We start from the raw sequence: 24,155 nt of genomic DNA, 5'->3' as shown, positions 1-24,155 counted from the left end.
CTTCCACTATGCTGCTGATATCGTGAAGAGACAGAACGTGCTTTTGCACAAAAATCCCCCTGCCCAATGACCCGATTCTGCAGTAGATTTTTATTCTTAACCCAAATTTCAGCGGTCAAATACCGTGGGGTCCTTCGATGGCAGATTCGATGGTAGAAAGCGTGAATCCATGCATGCAGTGCGGCGCCTGCTGCGGTTATTTCCGGGTGTCGTTTTATTGGGCCGAAGGCAATGATGCCGCGGGGCCGGTTCCGATTGAGCTGACTGAGCCTTTGACGCCGTTCTTACGTTGCATGCAGGGCACCAACAGCAAAACCCCTCGCTGTTCGGCGTTGGACGGCGCTATCGGCGAGTCCGTCAGCTGTCGCATCTATGCCAATCGCCCTTCGCCCTGTCATGAATTCGCGGCTTCCGGCGAAAATCAGCGGCCGAATGACGCCTGCGATCGGGCGCGAGCACATTACGGCATGCCGCCGCTGACACTCAGCGATGTGATCTCGCAGGCGGAAGAAAGTTTGGAATAAAAAGAATTAGATAGTTGAGGTCGCAGTCGGGGTGCCACTGTCTTGCCGAACCGGTTACAATTAGCGATTAATGACTGAATTTTATCGCTAACCTTTTTGCCAAGGAGTTGTCATGCCTATCACGGCCAGTACATTGTACCGTGACACAATGAATTTCACGCGTAACCAATTCGTCAGCATCCTCCTGCTGTCGCTGTTGGCCTCGCTTATTACCGTGGTTTTGGGGCATCTGTTTACTCCGGGAAGTGAACAACTGCAAATACTCAACGATTCGAATATCGATCTCTCCGCAGGCGAACAGCTGGGGCTTAGCGATCTGATTCAGCAAATGTCCCCCGAACAGCAGATCGTATTGTTGAAAGCGTCCGCGGCGGGCACGTTTGCCTCACTGATCGGCAATACGCTGCTCGTGGGTGGGTTGCTGCTGCTGGTTCAGATGGTGTCCGCTGGCACGCCCACCAGCGCGTTAAGGGCAATTGGCGCATCCCTGCCGGTTTTGCCTCGGCTCCTGTTATTGATCCTCATCTGCACGCTGCTGATTCAATTAGGCATGCTGTTTTTGATTGTACCGGGAGTCCTGTTGGCCATCGCCCTCAGTTTATCGCCGGTGATCAGCGTCACGGAAAAGCGCGGTGTATTCACCTCCATGCGCCAGAGCAGCAAACTGGTCTTCGCCAACTTCCGCGTCACCGCCCCCGCCGTCATGCTGTGGCTGGTGGCGAAAGTGGTGTTGTTGCTGCTGGTGGCGCGCTTGCCGTTGGCAGCCCCTACCGTGATGGCTATTGTCATTAACGGCCTGAGCAACTTTATCTCCGCATTGCTGCTCATTTATCTGTTCCGTCTCTATATGCTGCTGCGTAACTGACACCGGCCCGTCCTCTCGGCGACCAGACGCTGCATATGATTGTAATTTTCTGCAAATTATTACGATCTGACAGACGTATTCACATCGGGAGCGGCGATAATACGCATTGAGCGCCAGCCGCTGGCTGGCTTTCATCAATGCACCTTAAGTATGGAATCCCTTGATGAAGCAACTTCTTGATTTTCTTCCCCTGGTCGTTTTTTTCGTTTTTTACAAACTTTACGACATTTATGTCGCCTCCGGCGCGCTGATTGCGTCAACGGCCCTGGCTCTGGTGGTCAGTTGGTTTATCTACCGCAAAATTGAAAAAATGATGCTGGTCACGTTCGCGATGGTGACCCTCTTCGGGACGCTCACGCTGGTCTTCCATAATGACGAGTTCATTAAATGGAAGGTGACGGTGATTTACACTTTATTTGCATTGATCCTGCTAGCCAGCCAGTTCGTCATGAAGAAAAACGTGATTCAGCAAATGCTGGGGAAAGAGATCTCCCTACCGCAACAGGTCTGGGCGCGATTAAATGTCGCTTGGTCCGTATTTTTCTTACTCTGCGGACTCGCGAATGTGTATGTTGCCTTCAGGCTGCCGCAAAGCACCTGGGTAAACTTCAAAGTTTTTGGATTGACCGGCGCCACATTGCTATTTACCTTACTCTGCGGGGTCTACCTCTACCGCCATTTACCCGCAGACAAGAAAGCGGCGGAAGATAATCGCGAGAACGACCACCATCCTTGAATTTCAACAACACCTTACCGGGATGATGTATTGAACCATTTATGAGCAACCAAGACTTTTTGCCCCATGGGGAACTGGTGCTACGCACCCTGGCGATGCCCGCCGACACCAACGCCAACGGCGATATTTTCGGTGGTTGGATTATGTCGCAGATGGATATCGGCGGCGCCATTCTGGCTAAAGAAATCGCTCACGGCCGAGTGGTAACCGTACGTGTCGACGGCATGACCTTTTTGAAACCGTTAGCGGTGGGTGATGTGGTTTGCTGCTATGCACGCTGCCTGAAAACCGGGCGTAGCTCCATTAATATCAACGTTGAAGTCTGGGTGAAGAAAGTGTCTTCCGAACCTATCGGACAACGTTATCGCGCGACGGAAGCGTCATTTACCTATGTAGCGGTGGATGAGGCGGGAAAATCACGGGAATTGCCCGAAGGGAAAAGCCACTTCACAGCAGAAAACCTTTAGTTAAACGACGGGCGCCTTCAGGCGCCCGTTTTGCATAACCTTTCGCGACGTGCAGACATAAGTCCTTGCACTACTCCATCGCCGCCCCGCCGTTGATTTTAAAGACGATCGTCACCACAAGATTGTTAGCTGGCTTGTTCTCTTCGTATCGCCATTTCCGCATCGCCTGCCGGATGTCACGCTCAAACATATTCTTCGGTTCAGCAGACAGAATACGGATGTCACTGACGCGACCTGAGCCATCTATGTCAAATTGAACTTTCACCCGACCCTCCACGCGCAGCGCAAAGGCCCGAGCCGGATATTCCGGCTGAGAACGGCTCAGAGGCCGCGGNCCGCTAGCGGGCGCGCTGGCGACAGGCGCCTGACGAACCGGTGCATTATTGGGCGCCTTCGTGGGTTCGTTACTGGTGAATAGCGACTCCTTCGGCTCTTCGATCGGCTTCGGGTTTTCTTTTTTCGTCACTGGCTTGGGTTTCGGCTGCGGCTTGGGCTTCGGTTTTGGCTGTGGCTTGGGTTCAGGCACCGCGACGGGGACCGGCACAGGCTCCGGCGGCTGTACTTCTGGCTCAGGCTCGGGTTCAGGCTGCGGCTCCGGCGCGCTTTCCGGCTGAGGCGCAGGAGCGGCATCGACCGGCGCCGGTGCGACCAGAGTCATAGTGATAGGCTGCTGCGCCTGCTCCACTGTCGCCGAGCGATTAAGCGAAGCATAAAGTATGGCTGCGACTAGAGACCCGTGAAATGCCACGGAAACGATCACTGGCCATGAATAACGGCGGGTAAGGAAATTCTTTTTTTGCGGCATAGTATTACGGTGTCCTCTCAGGCCGCATCAAGTTTAAATGCAAATAGCAATCATATTCAACATGAAGCCTTCTAATTGTAAAAATAAACTCAAAAACAGAAATATTTATTGGCAAACTCAAGGGGTTGCCCTTCTCCTGACATATCGTAAGATGAACAAACAAACCGCTTCCCGACAATGATAGAGGTCAATATGTTCTATGTTATCTTTGCAACAGACGCAGCAAACACCTTAGAGAAACGTCAGGCGTCGCGTCCGGACCATCTTGCTCGCCTGCAAACGTTGCGCGATCAGGGCCGTCTGCTCACCGCCGGGCCGCTACCGGCCATAGACAGCAACGATCCGGGCAGCGCCGGTTTTACCGGCTCGGTCGTCATTGCCGAGTTCCCTTCTCTGGAAGAAGCCAAAAGTTGGGCGGACGCCGATCCTTATGTCGCCGCCGGCGTGTATCAGCAGGTTATCGTGAAACCGTTTAAACAAGTGTTCTAATCGCTTAACGCATTTCTATTAAAAGATAAGATCCCACGACGCTGATAAACAATGGCCACATGCCGACGTTATCCAGCCTGTGGGATACTTTCTTTCTCATCTTTCTTCGCCACCCTTCTATATTCCTGTTGCGCGCCATCGCACGAAGTTGGGCACGTCGATAAGTGACGGTGTCACGCACTGTGTCATACGGTCGATTCCCCGTGTGCGGATTGACGACAGAAGCTGTCCTATCCCCTCCTCAAAAGCCGGCGTATCATGCTTCCGTCAAGGCTAACTTCCTGAGTAATCTGGTTAATGATCAATGGTACGTTGGCGGGACTTATCGTTTTTGATTGAAGAGATCGTCCACCCGTTGAGACAAAGCATTACCGTAATGCAATCCGGGTGTTAACGTTGGTCGATCAAGCGTGCAAGGGCATGGAACCCTGTTGGCTCCCATTGTTCAGGACAATGACGATAACCAAAAACTATCGATACAGGCCGTATACCAGTTCGAAGCACTGAGCGCGGCAACTGAGCATGTCGAAGAACTCGACCGACACCTGGAAAACCACGAGCGACAGACACGGCTAGCCAGCAGACCCGCCATATCGCAGGGAAAGGCGAAAAAATGATGGGCGACGTCAAGGACGCCAGGGGCGCAATATCCGAACGCAATCAGCGAATAACCGATGTCATCAACCTGATCGACAATGTCGCCTCCAACTGCCTGAGTCCTCGCAGAATGAAAACGGAGTTTAGGCCGCCATCGCCCCCTTGTCGTCAAGCACCGTTGAGATTCCGTACCGCGCCAGCGTGGAGAAAGACAACGATGCGCCAAATCTGCGGCTTAAGGATGGCGCGGCGTTAAAAAACCAATCACGCCAGTGAGTTACCATTCATAAGCGACAGCATAAAGCAGCGCTCGACGCTGTTTCTTCTGCTGTAAGTACCGGGCGGAATGGATATGACGATAGCTGCGGGATTGAGCTTCGAGCCAGCGGCGGCGGCGGCGCTGAACCTGGCGTTGCATACGCCAGCGGCTGACTTCATTAGGGCTGCGTTTCATGGAGAGACTCTTTTTGTCAGGAAGCAGAACGCCGCACATTATACCTCCCCGTCTACAGCATCCAAGTCGCCTTTGCGTTTTAAGGCCCAGATTGCCGTCAGACGTCGCCTATTCTATTCAGACGCAAGACATTTCCTCTTTAGGTAAACTATGCGTACACTTTGCTGATAAGCATTCGCTGAAGGGAACGGTGCGCTTTGCCATGACAACTTTTTATGCGGTATTAAGCTGGATGTTGGTATTCAGCTATTGGCTATTAATCGCCAGCGTCACGCTGCGCATCTTGATGAAACGACGTACTGTTCCCTCCGCCATGGCATGGCTACTGGTGATTTTTATCCTTCCGCTTTTCGGTATCGTCGCCTATTTGTCTTTCGGCGAACTGCACTTGGGTAAGCAACGTGCCGAGCGCGCCCGCAAAATGTGGCCCTCCACAGCCAAATGGCTGCAGGAGCTTAAGAGCTACAGCCGGATTTTCGCTACAGAGAATAGCGAAGTGGCAAGCGCCTTATTCCAACTCTGCGAGCGTCGCCAGGGTATCGCCGGCGTCAAAGGCAACCAACTTCAGCTCATCACCTCATTTCCTGACACCATAAAAGCGTTGGTGCGCGACATCGAACTTGCGCGCAATAACGTCGAAATGGTGTTTTACATCTGGCAACAGGGCGGACTCGTCGATGAAGTCATGGCCGCGTTGCAGGCGGCAGCTAAACGTGGCGTCCACTGCCGCATTCTGCTGGACTCCGCCGGCAGCAGAACCTTTCTGCGCAGCGCCTACCCGGACATCCTGCGCGCTTCAGGCATTCAGGTGGTGGAAGCGCTGAGGGTGAATATTTTTCGTGCGTTCCTGCGCAGGATGGACTTGCGTCAGCACCGCAAGATCATATTGGTCGATAACCGCATTGCGTACACTGGTAGTATGAATATGGTTGACCCTCGCTATTTCAAGCAGGATGCCGGCGTTGGTCAATGGATCGACCTAATGGTGCGCGCCGAAGGNCCCGCCGCAACCACTATGGGCGTGATTTACAGCTGTGACTGGGAGATGGAGACCGGAAAACGCTTACTTCCGCCGCCGCCGGACGTCAACATCATGCCGTTTGAGCAAGAAAGCGGCCATACTATTCAGGTGATCGCCTCCGGGCCGGGTTACCCAGAAGATATGATTCATCAGGCGCTGCTGACCTCGGTATACGCCGCGCGCCGCCGCCTGATCATGACAACGCCCTACTTCGTGCCAAGCGATGATTTGCTGCATGCCATCTGCACAGCGGCGCAGCGAGGGGTAGACGTCAATATCATCGTGCCGCACAAAAACGACTCGGTGCTGGTGGGATGGGCCTGTAAAGCCTTTTTCAGCGAGCTGCTCAGCGCCGGGGTAAAAATCTTTCAGTTCCAAGGTGGATTGCTGCATACCAAGAGCGTGCTGGTCGACGACCAGCTGTGTTTGGTCGGCACCGTCAATCTCGACATGCGCAGCCTGTGGCTCAATTTTGAGATCACGATGGTCATCGACGATGCGGACTTCGGCAATGATTTGGCCTGTGTTCAGGACGACTATATCGCCCGTTCACGCCTGTTGGATGCAGGGAAATGGCAGAGAAGGCCCTATTGGCAACGCATCGTGGAGCGTCTGTTCTACTTTTTCAGCCCGCTGCTGTAAACCCCGTGTCCTTCATGGTCTAATAACACGCCTTGTGGATGAATAGGACTGTCTCATGGATTTAAATAACCGCCTGACCGAAGATGAAGCGCTGGAACAGGCATACGACATCTTTCTAGAGTTAGCGCCGGATAATCTCGACCCCGCCGACGTCTTGCTGTTTAACCTGCAGTTTGAAGAGCGCGGCGGCGCCGAACTGTTCGACCCGGCGGAAGACTGGCAGGATCACGTCGATTTCGATCTGAATCCAGACTTCTTCTGCGAAGTCGTCATTGGTCTGGCCGAGAGCGAAGATGCGGAAATCAATGATGTGTTCGCCCGAGTGCTGATTTGCCGCGAAAAAGACCATAAGCTCTGCCACATTCTGTGGAAAGCGTAATTGACCCTTCAGTTGTTACTCCGGCCTGAATCGGGCCGCCAACATCGCCGCGCGGCTGACTCCCCCTATCCTGTTCTGTGTCATAGCAGATTGCCGTAAGATTCCAGACTCTCCCCGTATGCAGGGAGAGTCTGGAGCAAACGGCGGATGGGTGCCGTGTTACGGTAATGTTTCCACTTTCAGACAAGACACCGCATGCTCGATCCCGCCCTCTAATTGCGGACGCGTTTGACTGCACTCGGGGCCGACCATAGGACAACGTGTACGGAATACGCAGCCTGATGGCGGATTGATGGGCGATGGCAGATCCCCCTCCAACAATTGTATCTGCTTGTTGCGCTCTTTGTCCGGATCCGGGATTGGCACAGCAGACATCAGCGCCCGGGTGTAGGGATGCAGCGGATTACGATATAACGCGCCGTCCGTCCCCAATTCCACCGCATGTCCCAGATACATGACCAGAACGCGATCGGAGATATGCTTCACCACGGAAAGGTCATGAGCGATGAAAATCAGCGCTAGCCCCATTTCCCGCTGCAATTGCTGCAACAGGTTCACGACCTGCGCCTGAATAGACACATCCAGCGCGGAAACCGGTTCATCGCAGATAATCAGCTTCGGCTGCAAAATAAGCGCCCGGGCAATGCCGATGCGTTGGCATTGCCCGCCGGAAAACTCATGAGGATAGCGGTTGATATGACTCGGCAGGAGTCCGACCTTGTTCATCATTTCCTTGACCCGCTCTTTGACCTCCGATCGAGAAAGCCCAGGACGATAGGTTTTCAGCGGTTCGGCGATAATTTCACCCACCGTCATACGAGGATTCAGCGACGCCAGCGGGTCCTGAAATATCATTTGGATATCGCTGCGCACGTCATGCCATTGTTTGTCGTTGAATCCTTGCAGATCCTGACCCAGCCAGCTGATTCTGCCCCCTCTGGCCTTGACCAGACCGATGATGGCCCGCGCCAACGTCGACTTGCCGCAACCGGACTCTCCCACGATGCCCAGCGTTTCTCCTTCATAGAGGCGAAAAGAGACGCCGTCCACCGCTTTTAATTTTTTGGGCGGCTGCCAGAACCACTGTTGTTCGCTACGCACGTCGAAATAGACTTTTAGGTCATCGACCTCAAGTAGCGTTTTACATTGTTCCATCGAATTCATAGCGCCACCTCCTCAATACGACGGAAGCAGGCGCGCATCCGCCCTTTCTCAAACTCAGTCAACATCGGCGTTTGCTCACAATCCGCCTGGGAGTATGGACAACGGGGTTGAAAAGGACACCCTTGCGGCAAACGGAGCAAGTTAGGCGGATTGCCGGGGATTGTCGCCAGCACCTCATTCTCCACATCCAGCCGGGGTATTGCATTTAGCAGCCCGATTGAATAAGGATGCGTCGGTGTATAAAAAATGTCGCGCGCGGAACCGTATTCCATCGTTCGCCCGGCATACATGACCAACACTTTGTCGCAGATACCGGCAACCACACCCAGATCGTGCGTGATCATAATAATAGCCGTGTTGAACTCTCGCTGTAGCTCACCCAGCAGCGTCATGATCTGCGCCTGCACGGTGACATCCAGCGCCGTCGTCGGCTCATCGGCGATCAGCAGTTTAGGCCGACACAGTAAGGCCATGGCGATCATGACGCGCTGGCGCATCCCACCGGAAAACTCGTGCGGAAACATACGCATTCGCTTTTTCGCTTCCGGCATTTTTACCGCGTCCAGCATGGCTACAGACTGAGCGAACGCATCGCCTTTACTCAGTTTTTTGTGCAGCATCAGGACTTCCATCAGCTGTTCACCCACGCGCATATAAGGGTTCAGGGATGTCATCGGGTCCTGAAATATCATGGCGATCTCCTGGGCGCGCAGGCGATTGAGCTGGCGTTCCGGCAAGTTCAGTATCTCGCGGCCATCAAACCGCGCGGAACCGCTCACCTTTCCGTTGGCCGCCAGCAGCCCCATCAGGGCAAAGGCAGTCTGCGACTTTCCGGAACCAGATTCGCCCACAATACCGAGCGTTTCGCCCGCAGACAGTGAGAAGTTGAGGTCATTCACGGCCGTGGCCGCGCCGTCCTGCGTGTTAAAAACCACCCGCAGGTCGTTTACGCTTAGCAGCGGTTCGCGGGGTTGTGTTGTTTTCGTCATCGCGCCTCTCCTCAGCGGTCTTTCGGGTCGAGGGCGTCACGTAAGCCATCGCCGATAAAGTTGAAACAGAACAACGTGACCACCAGGAAGCCTGCCGGGAAGAACAGCAGCCAGGGCGCCACCTCCATCGAGTTGGCGCCGTCGTTCAAGAGCGATCCCCAGCTGCTCATGGGCTCTTGCGTCCCCAGCCCCAGGAAACTCAGAAAGGATTCAAACAGGATCATGCTAGGCACCAGCAGCGAGGCATACACCACGACCACGCCCAACACGTTTGGCACGATATGCCTGAGGACAATACCGCGCGTCGACACTCCGCCGACCAGCGCCGCTTCGATAAACTCTTTACCTTTGAGGCTCAACGTCTGCCCCCGGACGATACGCGCCATGTCCAGCCAGGACACCATACCAATGGCTACGAAAATCAAGAGCATGTTCTGCCCAAAAAACGTCACTAATAAGATCACGAAAAACATAAAAGGAAATGAATTAAGAATTTCCAATATACGCATCATGACCGAGTCAACAACGCCGCCCATGTAGCCGGACAGCGCGCCATACAGCGTGCCCACGACTACCGCGACCAGCGCTGCGGCCACACCCACCATCAGCGATACCCGACCGCCGACGGCCACACGGACCAGCAAATCTCGCCCTGAGGAGTCCGTACCGAAATAGTGGCCGCTCGCCATGTCTGGCGCGGCCGACATCATATTCCAATCCGTATCGGCATAGTTAAACGAGGAAAACTGCGGTGCGATGACCACAAACAGCGTGATCAGCAGCAGTAACAACAGGCTGGTCAGCGCTGCGCGGTTGTGGATGAAGCGACGACGCGCGTCCTGCCATAAACTGCGGCCTTCAACGTCCAGCTGTTCGCTAAAGCGGCCCAACGCGTCCCGATTTTTTTTATTCCAAAACATCTGCGCCTCGACTTAATAGCGAATCTTGGGATCGATTACCGCGTACAGTACGTCGATAATCGCGTTAAACAGGATGGTCAGCGCCCCAACCAGAATAGTCAGGCTGAGCACCAGCGAATAGTCTCGGTTCTGCGCGCCATTCACGAACAGCTGGCCGATGCCGGGCAGACCGAAGATCGTCTCGATGACCATCGACCCCGTAATGATGCCGACGAATGCCGGCCCCAGGNATGACAACACCGGCAGCAGCGCCGGTTTCAGGGCGTGGCGCAGGATGATCTTGCGCAGGGGCAATCCTTTGGCGCGCGCGGTGCGAATGAAGTTCGAATGCAAAACTTCGATCATCGAGCCGCGTGTAATGCGGGCGATACTGGCAATATAGGAGAGTGAAAGCGCCACCATCGGCAAAATGATGTACCTGGGCGCCCCGCCGTTCCAGCCGCCGCCCGGCAACCATTGAAGCGTGATGGCGAAAACCAGCACCAGCAGCGGAGCAACAACGAAGCTTGGGATCACCACGCCCGTCATCGCAAATCCCATCACCGTAAAGTCCCATTTTCCGTTCTGGTTTAACGCGGCCACCACGCCGGCGGTGACGCCCAGAATGACCGCCAGCAAAAACGCCGCGGCGCCCAGCTTGGCCGACACAGGAAAGGCGCGTACCACTAAGTCATTTACTGAATAGTCTTTGTATTTGAACGAAGGGCCGAAATCCCCGTGCGCCAGCTGAACCAAATAGTGGCCATACTGCGTCAGGATGGGATCGTTCAGATGGTATTTAGCCTCAATATTGGCCATCACTTCCGGCGGAAGGTTGCGTTCGCCGGTGAAAGGACTACCGGGCGCGAGCCTCATCATGAAGAAAGAGAGGGTAATCAGCACGAAGAGTGTCGGTATCGCTTCCAGACACCGGCGCAGAATAAATTTAAGCATGGACCTTACCTATCAAACCGGTCAAAAAGCGGTTCTTATTATTGCAAGACTGCCGCCCGGCGTGGCGCGGCAGCAATGAACTTAATGTTTGATGATGTACAGATCTTTGACTTTGACATAGTCCAGCGGATCTTTCCCTGTCAATCCTCCGACGTACGGTTTGACCAACCGCAGATTAGCGTAGTGGTAGATCGGCGCAATTACCGCATCCTTATCCAGCTGTTGTTCCGCCTGCTGATAAAATGCAGCTCGCTCGGCATCGGTTTTCGCCGCCAGCGCTTTATCCATCAACTGGTCGAACTGCGGACTGTTGTAGTGCGAGGTATTACTGCTGCTATTGGATACCATGCTGTTCAGGAACCCAGAGGGTTCGTTGTAATCCGCACACCAGCCGCCCCGCGCCAGGTCATAATTGCCCTGATGGCGGTTATCAAGGAAGGTTTTCCACTCTTCATTCTCTAGTTTTACGTTAACGCCGATGTTGCTTTTCCATATGGACGCCGCCGCGATCGACATTTTCTTATGCAGATCGGAGGTGTTATACAGGAGTGTGAACGTCAACGGTTTTTGCGCGCTGTAGCCGGCCTCGGCCAGTAATTTCTTCGCTTCTTCGTTACGTTTCTGCTGAGACCAGCTCGCCCACTCCGGTTTAGCGGTCGTTATTCCGTCAATGTAAGGCGGGGTATAACCGTAGGCGGGAATATCGCCCTGATTTTTCACCTTGTTGGTCAGAATGACCTGGTCAAGACCCAGACGGAGCGCATTACGCACTCTGACATCGTTGAACGGCGCCTTCTGATTATTGATTTCAAAATAATAGGTGCACAAATAAGGATCGGCGTGGACTTCGTTCGGGATCTCTTTTTTCAGTTTTTGGAACAGTTCAATCGGAAGGTAGTTGTAGGTCATGTCAATTTCACCGCTGCGATAGCGATTGACGTCGGTCACTTCGGAGGTGATAGGCAGATAGACGACCTTGTTAATAACAGTGTGCGCGTTGTCCCAATAATGGGTATTTCGCTCCAGAACCAGCTTCTCATTCACCACCCACTCTTTCAGCTTATAGGCGCCGTTACCCACCCAATTTGCGGGTTGCGTCCATTTTTCGCCGAATTTTTCGACGGTTTTTTTATACACCGGGAAAGTCGCAGGATAGACCAGCAATTTATAAAAATACGGTACTGGCTGACTCAATGTGACCTGCAGCGTGTGATCGTCTATCGCCTTAACGCCCAACGCCTCTGTCGGTTTTTTACCAGCAACCACATCGTCGATATTCACAATGTGACCAAATTGCAAGTAGGAGGCATAAGGCGATGCCGTTTTAGGATCGGTCACTCGCCGCCAGCTATACACAAAATCCTCTGCGGTCACCGGGTCGCCGTTTGACCAACGGGCATCCTTTCGCAGATGAAAGGTCCAGACCGTGAAGTTCTGGTTATCCCAACTTTCCGCCACGCCCGGGATGATCTTTCCATCCGGGTCGGTGTTAACCAAACCTTCGAGCAGGTCGCGAGACACGTTAGTTTCCGGCACGCCCTCAATTTTATGCGGATCGAGCGACGCAACTTCCGCGCCGTTATTTCGCACCAGCTCCTGTTTCTCCGCCAACTGGACACCGGGAGGAATCACGGCAGCCCAACTTGACATGGATATCGATACGCTAAAAATGCCCAGTGCCGTCATCACCCACCGCGGTTTTAATTTGTGTTTTGCCATTGTTGATTATGCTCCTGTTTTATTTTTTCATTGCACCACATCGACTCAAGCTCACGGTCTCCCCAGGGAACGAGTCTGGTTATCACCACAAGCCAGGCCAAGAACCTCGTCGTAAAAGCACCCTCAGTGCCCCTAAACGAAATCCTGCCGCCAAGCGAGTTTCTGTCGTGCGTCGCCCCTCACCTCGCCACTCACAGGGAAACGCAACGGTTTTCCATACCGCCGGGCCGTGCCTTCCCCCCGAGAAATCACGGCTAAAGAGCAACTGCATCGTAAGTTAAAATTAACTTACCTTTTGTAATGATTAAACGCCTAACCAAGCCGAACGTAGCAAATGATTTACGCTTCGCCAATAGAATTCACGGGATGTTACTCAATTTTCTCTCACTAGATATTCGGCGTAAAACCCGCGCGATAGCTTCAGAGCTTTCCATTAAAACAACAGCGTGATATAGGTTTTTTGTTATCATTAACAGCGCATTATTCTGAAATAAGAAAATCTTATACCAGTCTGGCGTATTTCCTTTTCCTGGCTCGGCTTGTGGATTTTGACGGCCCGTCATCGCTGATGATGGGGATGGGGACGAGCACAAAAACAGGCAACAGCGCCCCCTCACTATGCGAGGGATAAATGAATGGCAGAGTCATCAATCCTTCCGCAGTAAAAAAACATCAGCAACCTTTATGTTCTTGACATAAAAAACGGCTGACGCCGTGGCGGCAGCCGGTAAGATGATGACCCGTCCTAAATAACGCTGACACAGATGAACCAATATGTTTGCCGCACGCAACGTGTTTACTCTCCGTGCTTCGAACTGGCCGTTGCTGGACAGGTCGAAAGACGATATCGCGTAGGCAAGGAGGATGGTCAGAGAGTCGGTGGAAATCTACAACATCCGGCGTCCCCACCTGTCGTTAAAAATACAAAACGCCCGATAAAGTTCATCGGGCGTTTTGTAAGGCTGAAAAGTATCAACCTATATCGGGACTCGTCACGAATGAAGCAATAAATAGAAAAAAGAGCGGTGCTTATAATAAGCCGGGGAATGTCGATCGCAGGCCGGTCACAATAAACTCGATACCAAGCGACATCAATAATAAGCCCATGATACGGGTGACCACGTTAATACCCGTCTGGCCCAGTAGTCGGACAATCATCGGCGCTGCGCGAAATGATAGCCAGCAACAGAATGAAAACAGCGCGATAGTTAACGACAACCCCACCAGATTCGGCCAGCCGTGATAGCGAGAGCTCCAGACAATGGGGGAGCTGATAGCGCCCGGCCCCGCCATTAGCGGCAGCGCCAGAGGAACGACCCCGACGCTTTCACGGTTGGCGTTTTCCGTTTTTTCTTGTTTGTTCTGCTTATGCTCACCCAACTTACCGCTAATCATCGACATCGCGATGGTCATCACCAGGATGCCGCCGGCGATACGAAATGAATCAATGGAAATACCGAACAATCGCAGAATGCCGTCGCCGAAAAATAAAGAGCCCCAGAGAATAAGAACCACGGAAACATTCGCCGTTAAATTCGTTTTGTCTCGTTCCTTATTATCCTGGTAACTGGTCATCCCTATAAATACGGGTAACACTCCGATAGGGTTAACGAGGGCAAATAAGCCGACGAAAAATTTTATAAAGCTGGAAAAATCCAGCACAGAATGCATCACTCGGCACCTCAGACCATCATCAGGAAGATAAAAAATTTACGGGCGCATTGTAATGAAAATAAGACGATACGTCCCTCTCGATAATCGAATATTCCTCTGTTTTTTTCTTTGTAAAGTAAATAAACAGATAAATACACTTTTCTACAAAAAACCTGTATTTTATGAAATCTTCATATTGATTGATAAAAGCTATCAATACAAAAAAGCTGAATGGAGTCAGCCGGTAAAATATCGGACAAGGATCACAAAAATGCAATTGATAACCCTGTAACCTGAATCCGATCGCTAAAACGAGACTCACAGAATAAATAGCCAAAAAAGTATTTCACTTTAGACCCTCTTGAAGGGTAGCAAAGACGCAGCCAAACACGACTGATGTTGACCTCAGTAATCAGTATAGCGCGAGCTCTTTGAGTCAATGGGGCACGGACAGATGCCTCAACACTGGCCTCCGTAATACCAGCGTGTCTCACAACGGGACAGCTCATCAAACGGCAACTATTGACTGAAAGAGTTTGAATAATTACAGGAGATCATTATGGCCGTAACCAACGTGGCAGAACTTAACGCTTTGGTCGAACGTGTGAAAANCGCTCAGCGCGAGTTTGCCAGCTTCTCTCAGGAGCAGGTGGACACCATCTTTCGCGCCGCCGCCCTGGCCGCCGCAGATGCACGAATCCCTCTGGCGAAAATGGCCGTTGCCGAATCTGGCATGGGGATTGTCGAGGACAAAGTGATTAAAAACCATTTCGCCTCCGAATATATCTACAATGCCTACAAGGATGAGAAGACCTGCGGCGTGTTATCCGTCGACGATACCTTCGGCACCATGACGATTGCAGAACCTATCGGCCTGATCTGCGGTATCGTCCCTACGACCAACCCGACCTCCACCGCGATTTTCAAAGCATTAATCAGTCTTAAAACCCGTAACGGCATTATCTTCTCCCCTCACCCACGCGCCAAAGACGCCACGAATAAAGCGGCAGATATCGTGCTGCAAGCAGCCATTGCGGCGGGAGCGCCGAAAGACATCATCGGCTGGATCGATGCGCCCTCCGTCGAGCTATCTAACCAATTGATGCACCACCCGGATATCAACTTGATCCTGGCGACAGGCGGCCCCGGTATGGTGAAAGCCGCTTACAGTTCGGGAAAACCGGCTATTGGCGTAGGCGCAGGAAATACCCCCGTAGTGATTGATGAAACCGCGGATATCAAGCGTGCAGTCGCTTCAATCCTCATGTCCAAAACCTTCGATAACGGTGTCATTTGTGCATCAGAACAGTCCGTCGTCGTTGTGGATGAAGTTTATGACGCCGTACGTGAGCGTTTCGCCACCCACGGCGGTTACTTGCTGCACGGTCAGGAGCTGACTGCCGTTCAGGGCGTCCTATTGAAAAACGGTGCGCTTAACGCCGCGATCGTCGGCCAGACGGCGGCGGATATCGCCAAACTGGCTGGCATCAGCGTACCGACAAACACCAAGGTGTTGATCGGCGAAGTCAGCAAAATTGACGAATCTGAACCGTTTGCACATGAAAAATTGTCTCCCACGCTTGCCATGTACCGCGCGAAGGACTTTGACGACGCAGTGGTGAAGGCAGAACAGCTCGTGGCGATGGGCGGTATCGGTCATACCTCCTGCCTGTACACCGATCAGGACAACCAAAAAGCGCGCGTTAATACCTTCGGCGACAAGATGAAAACCGCGCGCATTTTGATTAACACCCCTGCATCTCAGGGCGGGATTGGTGATTTGTACAACTTCAAACTTGCGCCGTCACTGACGCTGGGATGCGGCTCCTGGGGCGGTAACTCGATTTCAGAAAACGTCGGGCCGAAACATCTGATCAACCGTAAAATGGTAGCGAAGCGAGCTGAAAATATGTTGTGGCACAAAATTCCCAAATCTATCTATTTCCGTCGCGGCTCTCTGCCGCTGGCGCTCGAAGAAGTCGCCACGGAAGGCGCTAAACGCGCCTTCATCGTTACGGACCCGTTCTTGTTCAATAATGGCTATGTTGATCAGGTCACCAGCGTGCTCAAACGCCACGGCATGGAAGTGGATGTGTTCTTCGAAGNGGAAGCCGATCCGACTCTGAGCGTCGTGCGACGCGGCGTTGACAAGATGAACATGTTCAACCCTGATGTGATTATCGCGCTGGGTGGGGGATCCCCGATGGATGCCGCGAAGATCATGTGGGTCCTGTACGAACACCCGGACACGCATTTCGCGGACCTGGCTCTGCGCTTTATGGATATTCGCAAGCGTATCTATAAATTCCCGAAAATGGGGATCAAAGCGAAGATGGTGGCGATTACGACCACTTCCGGTACGGGTTCAGAAGTCACCCCATTCGCCGTGGTCATCGATGATGCCACCGGCCAAAAATATCCGCTGGCAGACTATGCGTTGACGCCGGACATGGCCATTATCGACGCCAACCTCGTGATGGATATGCCGAAGTCCTTATGCGCGTTCGGCGGCCTGGATGCGGTCACACACGCGTTGGAAGCCTATGTTTCCGTGTTGGCGAACGAGTATTCGGACGGTCAGGCGCTACAGGCGTTGAAACTGCTGAAAGAATACCTGCCGTCGAGCTATCGCGAAGGCGCCAAAAATCCGGTGGCCCGCGAGCGCGTGCACAACGCCGCTACCATCGCGGGTATCGCATTTGCTAACGCCTTCCTTGGCGTGTGCCACTCCATGGCCCATAAGTTAGGGTCTGAGTTCCATATTCCACATGGCCTGGCTAACGCGATGCTGATCTGCAACGTTATCCGCTACAATGCCAACGACGTACCGACCAAGCAGACGGCATTCAGTCAGTACGACCGCCCTCAGGCCCGTCGTCGCTATGCGGAGATTGCCGATCACCTGGGATTGAGTGCGGCTGGCGACCGTACGGCGCAGAAAATTGAGAAGCTGCTGGCTTGGCTGGAGTCGCTGAAGAAAGAGTTAGGCATTCCCGCCTCCATCCGCGAAGCTGGCGTTCAGGAAGCAGATTTCCTGGCGGCCGTGGACAAACTGTCCGAAGATGCGCTGGATGACCAGTGCACCGGTTCCAATCCGCGCTTCCCGTTGATTGTCGAGGTGAAGCAAATTCTGCTGGATTGTTACTATGGCCGCACCTTCTCAGAGCAAGAAGAGGTTGCATCTATCGCTGAACCCACGAAGGCGCCGGCTAAAAAGCGAAAAGCCGGAAAGTCGTGAGTTGAGTAAACTAACCTCGTTGTGATAATCGAACCCCGCGTCCATAATGTGGGGTTTTTTTATTGTCTTTCATAAAAGTCCGACATCACCCGATGTCGCATCAGGGTTAGGGGTTACATCGACTTCTCAAGGGAAATAGCGCCAGCGTCGTCTGAAGCTGTTGTGGTAAAGGATGCTGCATGGTAAGTGCTCGACCCGTTATTTATTTAATCAAACCGCGGCGCGCGCCCCTTTCGCCAATAAAGATTCCTGTATACTTCATGGGTCGCGTTTTATGTTCAGACTTATTCGCACGCGCATTGAGGTTAATACCTTAAGCAACACATGCAAAACGCGTTCTGGTACGTTATATCCGGCTCATAGCGAAGAGAAAAAACGACTCGCTGTCAGGTTAACGCTGACAACGGCAAAGATTCATAGGGCTTATTAATATGACTTAGATGCGAAGCGTAAGCGGGATAAAATTTTCTTTATATCAATAGTTACAAAAGTAAGCATGTCGTAAGATTAATCAATTATCTCATCGTTTTCTCTATAAAACCGTTAACCTGCGGACCCATATGCATCGCAATTAATATGAATAAATTACCGGTGATGACGGGTTGCCGTCTTCTTAATGAGGGATGGCGGGATGCCGACATATAATTTATGCGTGAATAGTTCCTGTCAGATGTTCTTTCCCTATTGGATTTAAAATAGACCATCATCAGCTTTGCTGATGCGTCTCTCACCAGGCGAGGATACACGACCATACTGCTTTTTTTCTAAGTCTAGGAAATAGGCTTACCCTCATGATACCTGCGTTTATTTCTGCCAAAAACAAGATCTTTGGGCTCTGGTTAGCCTTAAAATAAATTCGACTGATATCAAATACAGAGCCGTTCCTACTTCCCCTTTGGTACTTTGGAAATGATGGTAACAATCTCGCCAGCCTACAATCGCGAGCATCATTTATGCTATTCCCTACAAGGATGTGGCGGTAACAGGTAATTGAGCCGGTAGGGACGGACAATTGGCGATTAATTGTTGGATAAACAAACCGTGGCAGCAGGTCAGACCATAATTCGGCGCCGTATACGTAACCAAATGTATTAGCAACTCTGAAAGATTTATATCTGTCTGTAGATACGTGATGGCTGTATTAGATTTGTTATTTTTGCCCATAATACAAATCTACCTATTGCAGAAAATAAAATAGCGCTCTATTATCTCTCATACAGCCACTAATTAAATATATTTTGAGACTAATACAATGAGCGAAGCACTAAAGATTCTAAACAACATCCGTACCCTGCGCGCCCAGGCAAGAGAATGTAGTCTGGAAACCCTGGAAGAAATGCTGGAAAAACTGGAAGTCGTGGTTAATGAACGCCGCGAAGAAGAAAGCCAAGCTCAGGCAGAAATTGAAGAGCGTACTCGCAAATTGCAGCAGTATCGCGATATGTTAATTGCTGACGGCATCGATCCCAATGAACTGCTTCAGTCTTTAGGCTCTACTAAAGTTGCTGGTAAAAGCAAACGTGCTGCTCGCCCTGCTAAATACCAGTACACCGATGAAAATGGCGAAGTCAAAACCTGGACAGGCCAGGGTCGTACCCCGGCAGTGATCAAAAAGGCAATCGAAGAACAGGGTAAATCTCTGGATGACTTCCTGCTTTAATACCACCAAATAATTAATTCTTATAAAACACCCCCTGTTCGCAGGGGGTGTTTTTTTATTTAATTTAATGGGAAAAACACGTGAGACAGGCTGGGAGGAGGCCCTCTGCAATAGAACAGAGGGATGATATTGATTAGTTGTTTTCTTCCTGAACGGCTGTTTTCAACCACTGGTTGAACTCAGAACCCAACGTTTTGTGGCGCAACCCGTATTCTACGAAAGCTGACATATAACCCAGCTTATTTCCGCAGTCGTGACTGATACCTTTAAGGTGATAAGCCTCGACGGTCTCTTCCTCCATTAACATTGCGATAGCATCGGTGAGCTGAATTTCATTCCCTGCTCCCGGAGGCGTTTTCTTCAGGAAGTCCCAAATTTGAGCCGACAGAACATAACGGCCGACAACAGCCAGGTTTGATGGCGCTTCATCTGCTTTCGGCTTTTCAACAACGCCAACCATAGGCGCGCTATCACCTGGCTTCAGTTCCCTTCCCTGGCAGTCCACGACCCCATAGCTGCTGACGTCTTCAACAGGCTCAACCATTATCTGGCTATGTCCAGTTTCATCGAAACGTTGAAGCATTTCACTGAGATTGTCTTTCTTCAGGTTACTCTCGTATTCGTCAATGATGACGTCCGGCAAAATAACCGCCACGGGTTCGTCGCCCACCAGAGGATAGGCGCACAATACCGCGTGCCCCAGGCCTTTAGCCACGCCCTGACGTACTTGCATAATAGTCACATGCTCAGGACAAATCGATTTAACTTCATCCAACAGTTGTCGCTTAACACGTTTTTCTAACATAGCTTCAAGTTCAAAGCTGGTATCGAAGTGGTTTTCAATCGAATTTTTGGAGGAATGCGTTACCAGAATAATTTCGTTAATGCCTGCCGCAATACATTCATTGACTACGTATTGAATTAAAGGTTTATCAACCAGCGGTAACATTTCTTTTGGAATAGCCTTGGTGGCTGGCAGCATCCGCGTTCCCAGCCCGGCCACAGGAATGACCGCTTTTTTTACTTTTTTATTGACAGCTGACATAAACAACCTCGTATATTTCGTTCAAATAATGAGCTTTATTTATCTTCTACCCATGAGCACTGAGTATATCAGTTACGATACGCATTGCTCGGTACTGACCCATACTCGGAAAAAGAAAGCGCATTACCCCTCAAATTGTAGAAAGCCAAATAATTACAATGCGTCGCTACAGGTTGAAGTATGCTTATCCCGGTGACCATCAGATTAATCCGTAGAAACCATTAAACGTAGTTGCCCACCACTTCCCCATATCTGACATTGCCACGATTCGCACTGATATCCGAGTTGATTCAGATAAGCGCTATCCTTTGCGCCAAGCGGAATTCCGCTATGAAGCATCAACTGATTTTCTTTTACGCTAAGCGTCGCATGTAATCCTGCGGAAATAAGAATCAGTTTTTTCACACTGTGATGGTAATAACCGACCAATAATGGAAACTCGCCCTTAAGACCGGCATGACGTAACAGTTGATTCACTTGTCTTAACAACATGGATAATTCAGGCTGTTTACGCTGCTGATTGGCGAGATGATCGCGTAATAGCCCGTTGAATAATGCGCGTAATAACAATGCAGCAACGACACCATTATTATGATCGGCCTGTGTAACGTCCAAGCAGTAAAACGCCAGTTCATCTTCAGATAACGCAACGATATCCAATACTAATCCAGGATGATCCGCTACGGTGAGTTGCCGATAATTAATACGGCACTGCGCAATCGTCTGATTGACAGGCGGCTGTAATTGCTCCAATAGTTTGTTTACATCGGCCGGGCATTGATTCAGCGATTCCATATCCTGCATTAACTTATCGACTTCACTCACCTGTGAAGTAAACATATCAGGGTAAAGACATGACATTACCGTTTCGCGTAATCGGCTATAATCATTGACCGGTTTCAGTAGGACATCCTGAACACCGAGCCGTAATATTTTCGCGACATCAGCCATGTGACTGGTTGCCGATATGACGAGGATAGGTGTGTCGGTATTCTGCTGACGAAATCGATCGACAAACTCAAATCCGCCCATGGTAGGCATATTCAAATCGCAGATGATGAGATCCGGCTGCTGGTGAGTAATCATTTCGAAGGCATTGTGGCCATTGTCCGCTTCTATGACGTTGGCGCCCAATGAGGTCAGATAACCAGCCAGCACAGACCGGAAAACAGCTTCGTCTTCAACGATTAAAATCTCTTTCCCCGTTAATGGTCGTGCCATCAGTTGCCCCTTAAAACTCAGTCTGTTCATATTCATCGTGCTGATGTTGTCATTCAGACTACCCGAATGTGGCTCAGGTAGCCCGGTGAACCAATGGCAATAACATCTCTCGTTGTTTTTCTACCGCCCGTCTGCCCGCCTCTATGGCTTCCTGCGCGCGATGAAAATCCAGCGTCGCTATCTGCGGGCAGTAGGGTTGAATCAATACATCCGGCGGGTCCCCGGCCATACGGCTCATTTTCAGGCGGTTTTCAAGCACCTGAATCGAGGTGCTCATAATCTCCATCGCCGTAGGTCTGACTTCCGCCGGACGCCGTCCTCTCAGGTGAAGTCGCTCGCGTATCCGCTGCGACCACCCTCCTACCGATACGGCTTCCATCGCCGGTTGAGGCGGTTTCACGGAGAGCAAATCATGACTTTTCAGACTTGCATCATGCTGTAAATCAACGGCTATCACGACATCCGCGCCCAAGGCCCTCGTTAATGACACGGGGACAGGATTGACGACAGCGCCATCCACCAGCCAATAGCCGTTGAACGAGACCGGGGACAGCAACCCCGGCATACTGCATGAAGCGCGTATAGACAGGTGCAGATCTCCCTCTGTCAGCCAGAGTTCACGACCTGTACTCAAATTGGTGGCAACCGCGCCAAACTTGATGGCGCAATCCTCAATACGCTGGGTACGCAACAACTGACGAACATGTTCGAAAACACGATCGCCCCTCAGTAATCCTCCTCGCCGCCACGACAGATCCATTAGTCGGATCACATCCCAATAGCCGAAACCACTGACCCAACGCGCCATGCTGTCCAACTGATTCGTCGCATAAGCTGCGCCAACCAACGATCCAACCGAACATCCGGCGACGATTTCAGGCTCAATGCCGAGATCTTTCAACGCATTGATGACGCCAATATGTGCCCATCCTTTTGCAGCACCGGATCCCAAAGCCAATCCGACCTTGACCTTACGCATGGTTTCCCCCCTGCCTGCTTTATTCTAGACTACATTGCCATGCGTCAAACTCGCTGGGTACTATATGAAGTGTTTTTAAGATACGTCTCAACTAGTTAATTCATTAAAAAATTATTAAGGTAGATATTGTGTCCGAATGTTGCTTTTGCGGCAATCAACAACCCTTTTCACGCTGCTGTAAGCCTTATATTCAGGGTGTCAAGGCCGCTCCCTCCCCAGAATCGCTGATGCGATCGCGCTATAGCGCTTACGTTCAACAAGACATTGACTATCTGATAGCCACATGGCACCCAACCTGTCAGGCCGAAAACTTTCGAGCCGATATCGCAGCCACCTGCAGCAACACAGAATGGCGGGGTCTTAACGTACTGGCGACGAGTGCGGGGAAAGCGGCCGATGAAGGATTCGTCGAGTTTGCGGCGCGATATGCAGACAAGGACACGCCTCACCGTAACGTATTGATGAGAGAGCGCTCACGCTTCCTTCGCCATCACGATCGCTGGTACTATGTCGACGGCGTTCATCTGCCTACTGGCAGAAATGAAGCCTGTCCCTGCGGCTCAGGTAAAAAATACAAAAAGTGCTGCGGACAATAGAGTGACAGCTCGCCCTTCCCGCGCGCTGAAAAAATAATTGATATTTGCTTTGGACAGGATCGACACCCCCATGCAATCCCAGAATATACAAAGAAAAGTTCTTCGTACCATCTGCCCTGATTCGAAAGGGCTAATCGCAAAAATAACCAACATTTGCTATAAGCACGAGTTGAACATCGTGCAGAACTCCGAGTATGTCGACCATCGCACCGGGCGATTCTTCATGCGCACCGAATTAGAAGGCATTTTCAACGATAATACATTGCTGGAAGATCTGGACAGCGCTTTACCTGCAGGCTCCGTTCGAGAACTCAGCAACGCAGGTCGTCGTCGCATTGTGATTCTGGTGACCAAAGAAGCTCACTGCCTCGGCGACCTGTTGATGAAAAACGCCTACGGTGGCTTAGATGTCGAAATCGCCGCGGTGATTGGTAACCACGAAACGCTGCGCACGCTGGTTGAACGTTTCGATATTCCGTTCCATCTGATTAGTCACGAAGGATTATCCCGCGACGAACACGATCAAAAAATGATCGCGCAGATCGACCAGTATCAGCCGGACTATGTGGTCCTGGCGAAATACATGCGGGTCCTGACCCCGGCCTTCGTACAGCACTACCCGAATCAGGTTATCAATATTCACCATTCATTCCTGCCTGCATTTATCGGCGCCCGCCCTTACCACCAGGCGTATGAGCGTGGCGTCAAAATCATCGGCGCCACGGCTCACTATGTGAATGACAGTCTGGATGAAGGCCCCATCATCATGCAGGACGTGATTCATGTTGATCACACCTATACCGCGGACGACATGATGCGTGCGGGTCGCGACGTCGAGAAAAACGTCCTCAGCCGAGCGCTCTATCAAGTGCTGGCACAGCGAGTTTTCGTCTATGGGAATCGCACGATCATCCTGTAACGTTTAACCTCATGTCATCGAGCCGCTCAAGACAGCGTCAGATGGCATAAAAAACCGGCAAACGAATCTGAATTTGCCGGTTCAGACTTTACAGGGGCGCGGCATTTGTTATGATGCGCCCCGCTTAACGCAAAACACGT

At 51.5% G+C, this 24,155-nt stretch carries 22 protein-coding genes; 11 read left to right on the top strand and 11 right to left on the bottom strand.

All coding sequences use genetic code 11. The features are described from left to right. Window positions 1-149 precede the first annotated feature (149 nt). The 4 genes from RZ35_RS05915 (at window position 150) to yciA (ending at window position 2,592) form a co-directional block, all read left to right on the top strand. Window positions 150-524, top strand: coding sequence for a YkgJ family cysteine cluster protein (locus RZ35_RS05915; RefSeq protein WP_026742468.1), 375 nt, complete (start codon window positions 150-152; stop codon window positions 522-524). Between the two features lie 112 nt (window positions 525-636). After that, on the top strand, window positions 637-1,389 hold the full coding sequence (locus RZ35_RS05910) for a YciC family protein (RefSeq protein ID WP_026742467.1): 753 nt from the start codon (window positions 637-639) through the stop codon (window positions 1,387-1,389). Window positions 1,390-1,552: 163 nt separating this feature from the next. Then, the gene (locus RZ35_RS05905) at window positions 1,553-2,125 is read left to right on the top strand and encodes a septation protein A (protein WP_026742466.1); all 573 of its coding nucleotides are present in this window, start codon (window positions 1,553-1,555) and stop codon (window positions 2,123-2,125) included. 41 nt (window positions 2,126-2,166) lie between these two features. Further along, entirely contained in the window at window positions 2,167-2,592 is a 426-nt protein-coding gene (gene yciA / locus RZ35_RS05900; RefSeq protein WP_026742465.1) for an acyl-CoA thioester hydrolase YciA, read from the top strand. Between the two features lie 70 nt (window positions 2,593-2,662). Here the strand turns inward: yciA and tonB are convergent, their stop codons facing one another. Beyond that, window positions 2,663-3,397, bottom strand: a complete 735-nt coding sequence (gene tonB, locus RZ35_RS05895) for a TonB system transport protein TonB (protein ID WP_026742464.1) — start codon at window positions 3,395-3,397, stop codon at window positions 2,663-2,665. A 192-nt stretch (window positions 3,398-3,589) separates the two neighbouring features. Between tonB and RZ35_RS05890 the strand changes: the two genes are divergently transcribed. Next, the gene (locus tag RZ35_RS05890; protein WP_026742463.1) at window positions 3,590-3,886 is read left to right on the top strand and encodes a YciI family protein; all 297 of its coding nucleotides are present in this window, start codon (window positions 3,590-3,592) and stop codon (window positions 3,884-3,886) included. Between the two features lie 874 nt (window positions 3,887-4,760). Here the strand turns inward: RZ35_RS05890 and RZ35_RS17805 are convergent. Then, entirely contained in the window at window positions 4,761-4,937 is a 177-nt protein-coding gene (locus RZ35_RS17805; RefSeq protein ID WP_099049247.1) for a YciY family protein, read from the bottom strand. A gap of 202 nt (window positions 4,938-5,139) precedes the next feature. Here RZ35_RS17805 and cls point away from each other — a divergent pair, with 202 nt between their 5' ends. Together cls and RZ35_RS05875 are read left to right on the top strand one after the other, a co-directional pair. Beyond that, the gene (gene cls, locus RZ35_RS05880) at window positions 5,140-6,600 is read left to right on the top strand and encodes a cardiolipin synthase (protein WP_026742461.1); all 1,461 of its coding nucleotides are present in this window, start codon (window positions 5,140-5,142) and stop codon (window positions 6,598-6,600) included. 55 nt (window positions 6,601-6,655) lie between these two features. Continuing rightward, a complete protein-coding gene (locus RZ35_RS05875) occupies window positions 6,656-6,979 on the top strand; it encodes an HI1450 family dsDNA-mimic protein (protein WP_026739426.1) in 324 nt (107 codons plus the stop codon). A 159-nt stretch (window positions 6,980-7,138) separates the two neighbouring features. Here RZ35_RS05875 and oppF read toward each other — a convergent pair whose 3' ends face one another. From oppF to RZ35_RS05845, 6 genes are all read right to left on the bottom strand, one after another. Further along, window positions 7,139-8,143: a murein tripeptide/oligopeptide ABC transporter ATP binding protein OppF gene (gene oppF, locus RZ35_RS05870; protein WP_026742460.1), complete on the bottom strand. Its 1,005-nt coding sequence runs from the start codon at window positions 8,141-8,143 to the stop codon at window positions 7,139-7,141. Further along, complete coding sequence (oppD, locus tag RZ35_RS05865) at window positions 8,140-9,132, bottom strand: ABC transporter ATP-binding protein (RefSeq protein WP_026742459.1); 993 nt, start codon at window positions 9,130-9,132, stop codon at window positions 8,140-8,142. Before oppD ends, oppF begins: the two co-directional genes overlap by 4 nt. Window positions 9,133-9,143: 11 nt before the next feature. Then, complete coding sequence (gene oppC / locus RZ35_RS05860) at window positions 9,144-10,052, bottom strand: oligopeptide ABC transporter permease OppC (RefSeq protein WP_026742458.1); 909 nt, start codon at window positions 10,050-10,052, stop codon at window positions 9,144-9,146. A 12-nt stretch (window positions 10,053-10,064) separates the two neighbouring features. Then, window positions 10,065-10,985 (bottom strand): oligopeptide ABC transporter permease OppB, encoded by a 921-nt coding sequence (gene oppB / locus RZ35_RS05855; protein WP_026742457.1) that lies wholly within the window; start codon window positions 10,983-10,985, stop codon window positions 10,065-10,067. An 81-nt stretch (window positions 10,986-11,066) separates the two neighbouring features. Beyond that, a complete protein-coding gene (gene oppA, locus RZ35_RS05850; RefSeq protein WP_051625504.1) occupies window positions 11,067-12,671 on the bottom strand; it encodes an oligopeptide ABC transporter substrate-binding protein OppA in 1,605 nt (534 codons plus the stop codon). 1,062 nt (window positions 12,672-13,733) lie between these two features. Next, window positions 13,734-14,378 carry a YchE family NAAT transporter gene (locus RZ35_RS05845; protein ID WP_026742455.1) on the bottom strand — a complete coding sequence of 215 codons (645 nt, stop codon included), beginning with the start codon at window positions 14,376-14,378 and terminating at the stop codon, window positions 13,734-13,736. A 538-nt stretch (window positions 14,379-14,916) separates the two neighbouring features. Between RZ35_RS05845 and adhE the strand changes: the two genes are divergently transcribed. Then, window positions 14,917-17,595 carry a bifunctional acetaldehyde-CoA/alcohol dehydrogenase gene (gene adhE / locus RZ35_RS05835; RefSeq protein ID WP_026742453.1) on the top strand — a complete coding sequence of 893 codons (2,679 nt, stop codon included), beginning with the start codon at window positions 14,917-14,919 and terminating at the stop codon, window positions 17,593-17,595. 1,252 nt (window positions 17,596-18,847) lie between these two features. Then, a complete protein-coding gene (gene hns, locus RZ35_RS05830; RefSeq protein WP_026739418.1) occupies window positions 18,848-19,255 on the top strand; it encodes a histone-like nucleoid-structuring protein H-NS in 408 nt (135 codons plus the stop codon). A 133-nt stretch (window positions 19,256-19,388) separates the two neighbouring features. On the opposite strand, the gene galU is transcribed toward hns, so the two are convergent. The 3 genes from galU to rssA all read right to left on the bottom strand — a co-directional run bounded on the left by galU (window position 19,389) and on the right by rssA (window position 22,500). Beyond that, the gene (gene galU, locus RZ35_RS05825; protein WP_026742452.1) at window positions 19,389-20,300 is read right to left on the bottom strand and encodes a UTP--glucose-1-phosphate uridylyltransferase GalU; all 912 of its coding nucleotides are present in this window, start codon (window positions 20,298-20,300) and stop codon (window positions 19,389-19,391) included. 204 nt (window positions 20,301-20,504) lie between these two features. Beyond that, the gene (gene rssB, locus RZ35_RS05820) at window positions 20,505-21,521 is read right to left on the bottom strand and encodes a two-component system response regulator RssB (RefSeq protein WP_026742451.1); all 1,017 of its coding nucleotides are present in this window, start codon (window positions 21,519-21,521) and stop codon (window positions 20,505-20,507) included. A 73-nt stretch (window positions 21,522-21,594) separates the two neighbouring features. After that, window positions 21,595-22,500 carry a patatin-like phospholipase RssA gene (gene rssA, locus RZ35_RS05815; RefSeq protein ID WP_026742450.1) on the bottom strand — a complete coding sequence of 302 codons (906 nt, stop codon included), beginning with the start codon at window positions 22,498-22,500 and terminating at the stop codon, window positions 21,595-21,597. Window positions 22,501-22,628: 128 nt separating this feature from the next. Here rssA and RZ35_RS05810 point away from each other — a divergent pair, with 128 nt between their 5' ends. Both RZ35_RS05810 and purU read left to right on the top strand, forming a co-directional pair. Then, on the top strand, window positions 22,629-23,096 hold the full coding sequence (locus RZ35_RS05810) for a YchJ family protein (RefSeq protein WP_026742449.1): 468 nt from the start codon (window positions 22,629-22,631) through the stop codon (window positions 23,094-23,096). Between the two features lie 70 nt (window positions 23,097-23,166). Continuing rightward, window positions 23,167-24,015, top strand: a complete 849-nt coding sequence (purU, locus tag RZ35_RS05805; protein WP_026742448.1) for a formyltetrahydrofolate deformylase — start codon at window positions 23,167-23,169, stop codon at window positions 24,013-24,015. The last annotated feature ends 140 nt before the right edge of the window (window positions 24,016-24,155 follow it).

This window comes from Lonsdalea quercina subsp. quercina, assembly GCF_000688655.1.
Taxonomy (GTDB): Bacteria; Pseudomonadota; Gammaproteobacteria; order Enterobacterales; family Enterobacteriaceae; genus Lonsdalea; species Lonsdalea quercina.
The sequence above is the reverse complement of the archived record's forward strand: the minus strand, read 5'-3'. Positions and strand labels throughout refer to the sequence as shown.

Bases quoted from the DNA above. Each gene is read 5' to 3' on its own strand.
- RZ35_RS17805 (WP_099049247.1), bottom strand. From the start codon at position 4,937: ATGAAACGCAGCCCTAATGAAGTCAGCCGCTGGCGTATGCAACGCCAG.
- RZ35_RS05875 (WP_026739426.1), top strand. From the start codon at position 6,656: ATGGATTTAAATAACCGCCTGACCGAAGATGAAGCGCTGGAACAGGCA.
- galU (WP_026742452.1), bottom strand. From the start codon at position 20,300: ATGTCAGCTGTCAATAAAAAAGTAAAAAAAGCGGTCATTCCTGTGGCC.
- RZ35_RS05910 (WP_026742467.1), top strand. From the start codon at position 637: ATGCCTATCACGGCCAGTACATTGTACCGTGACACAATGAATTTCACG.
- RZ35_RS05915 (WP_026742468.1), top strand. From the start codon at position 150: ATGGTAGAAAGCGTGAATCCATGCATGCAGTGCGGCGCCTGCTGCGGT.
- oppA (WP_051625504.1), bottom strand. From the start codon at position 12,671: ATGACGGCACTGGGCATTTTTAGCGTATCGATATCCATGTCAAGTTGG.
- rssB (WP_026742451.1), bottom strand. From the start codon at position 21,521: ATGGCACGACCATTAACGGGGAAAGAGATTTTAATCGTTGAAGACGAA.
- oppD (WP_026742459.1), bottom strand. From the start codon at position 9,132: ATGACGAAAACAACACAACCCCGCGAACCGCTGCTAAGCGTAAACGAC.
- yciA (WP_026742465.1), top strand. From the start codon at position 2,167: ATGAGCAACCAAGACTTTTTGCCCCATGGGGAACTGGTGCTACGCACC.
- RZ35_RS05890 (WP_026742463.1), top strand. From the start codon at position 3,590: ATGTTCTATGTTATCTTTGCAACAGACGCAGCAAACACCTTAGAGAAA.
- hns (WP_026739418.1), top strand. From the start codon at position 18,848: ATGAGCGAAGCACTAAAGATTCTAAACAACATCCGTACCCTGCGCGCC.
- oppF (WP_026742460.1), bottom strand. From the start codon at position 8,143: ATGAATTCGATGGAACAATGTAAAACGCTACTTGAGGTCGATGACCTA.
- RZ35_RS05905 (WP_026742466.1), top strand. From the start codon at position 1,553: ATGAAGCAACTTCTTGATTTTCTTCCCCTGGTCGTTTTTTTCGTTTTT.
- rssA (WP_026742450.1), bottom strand. From the start codon at position 22,500: ATGCGTAAGGTCAAGGTCGGATTGGCTTTGGGATCCGGTGCTGCAAAA.
- purU (WP_026742448.1), top strand. From the start codon at position 23,167: ATGCAATCCCAGAATATACAAAGAAAAGTTCTTCGTACCATCTGCCCT.
- oppC (WP_026742458.1), bottom strand. From the start codon at position 10,052: ATGTTTTGGAATAAAAAAAATCGGGACGCGTTGGGCCGCTTTAGCGAA.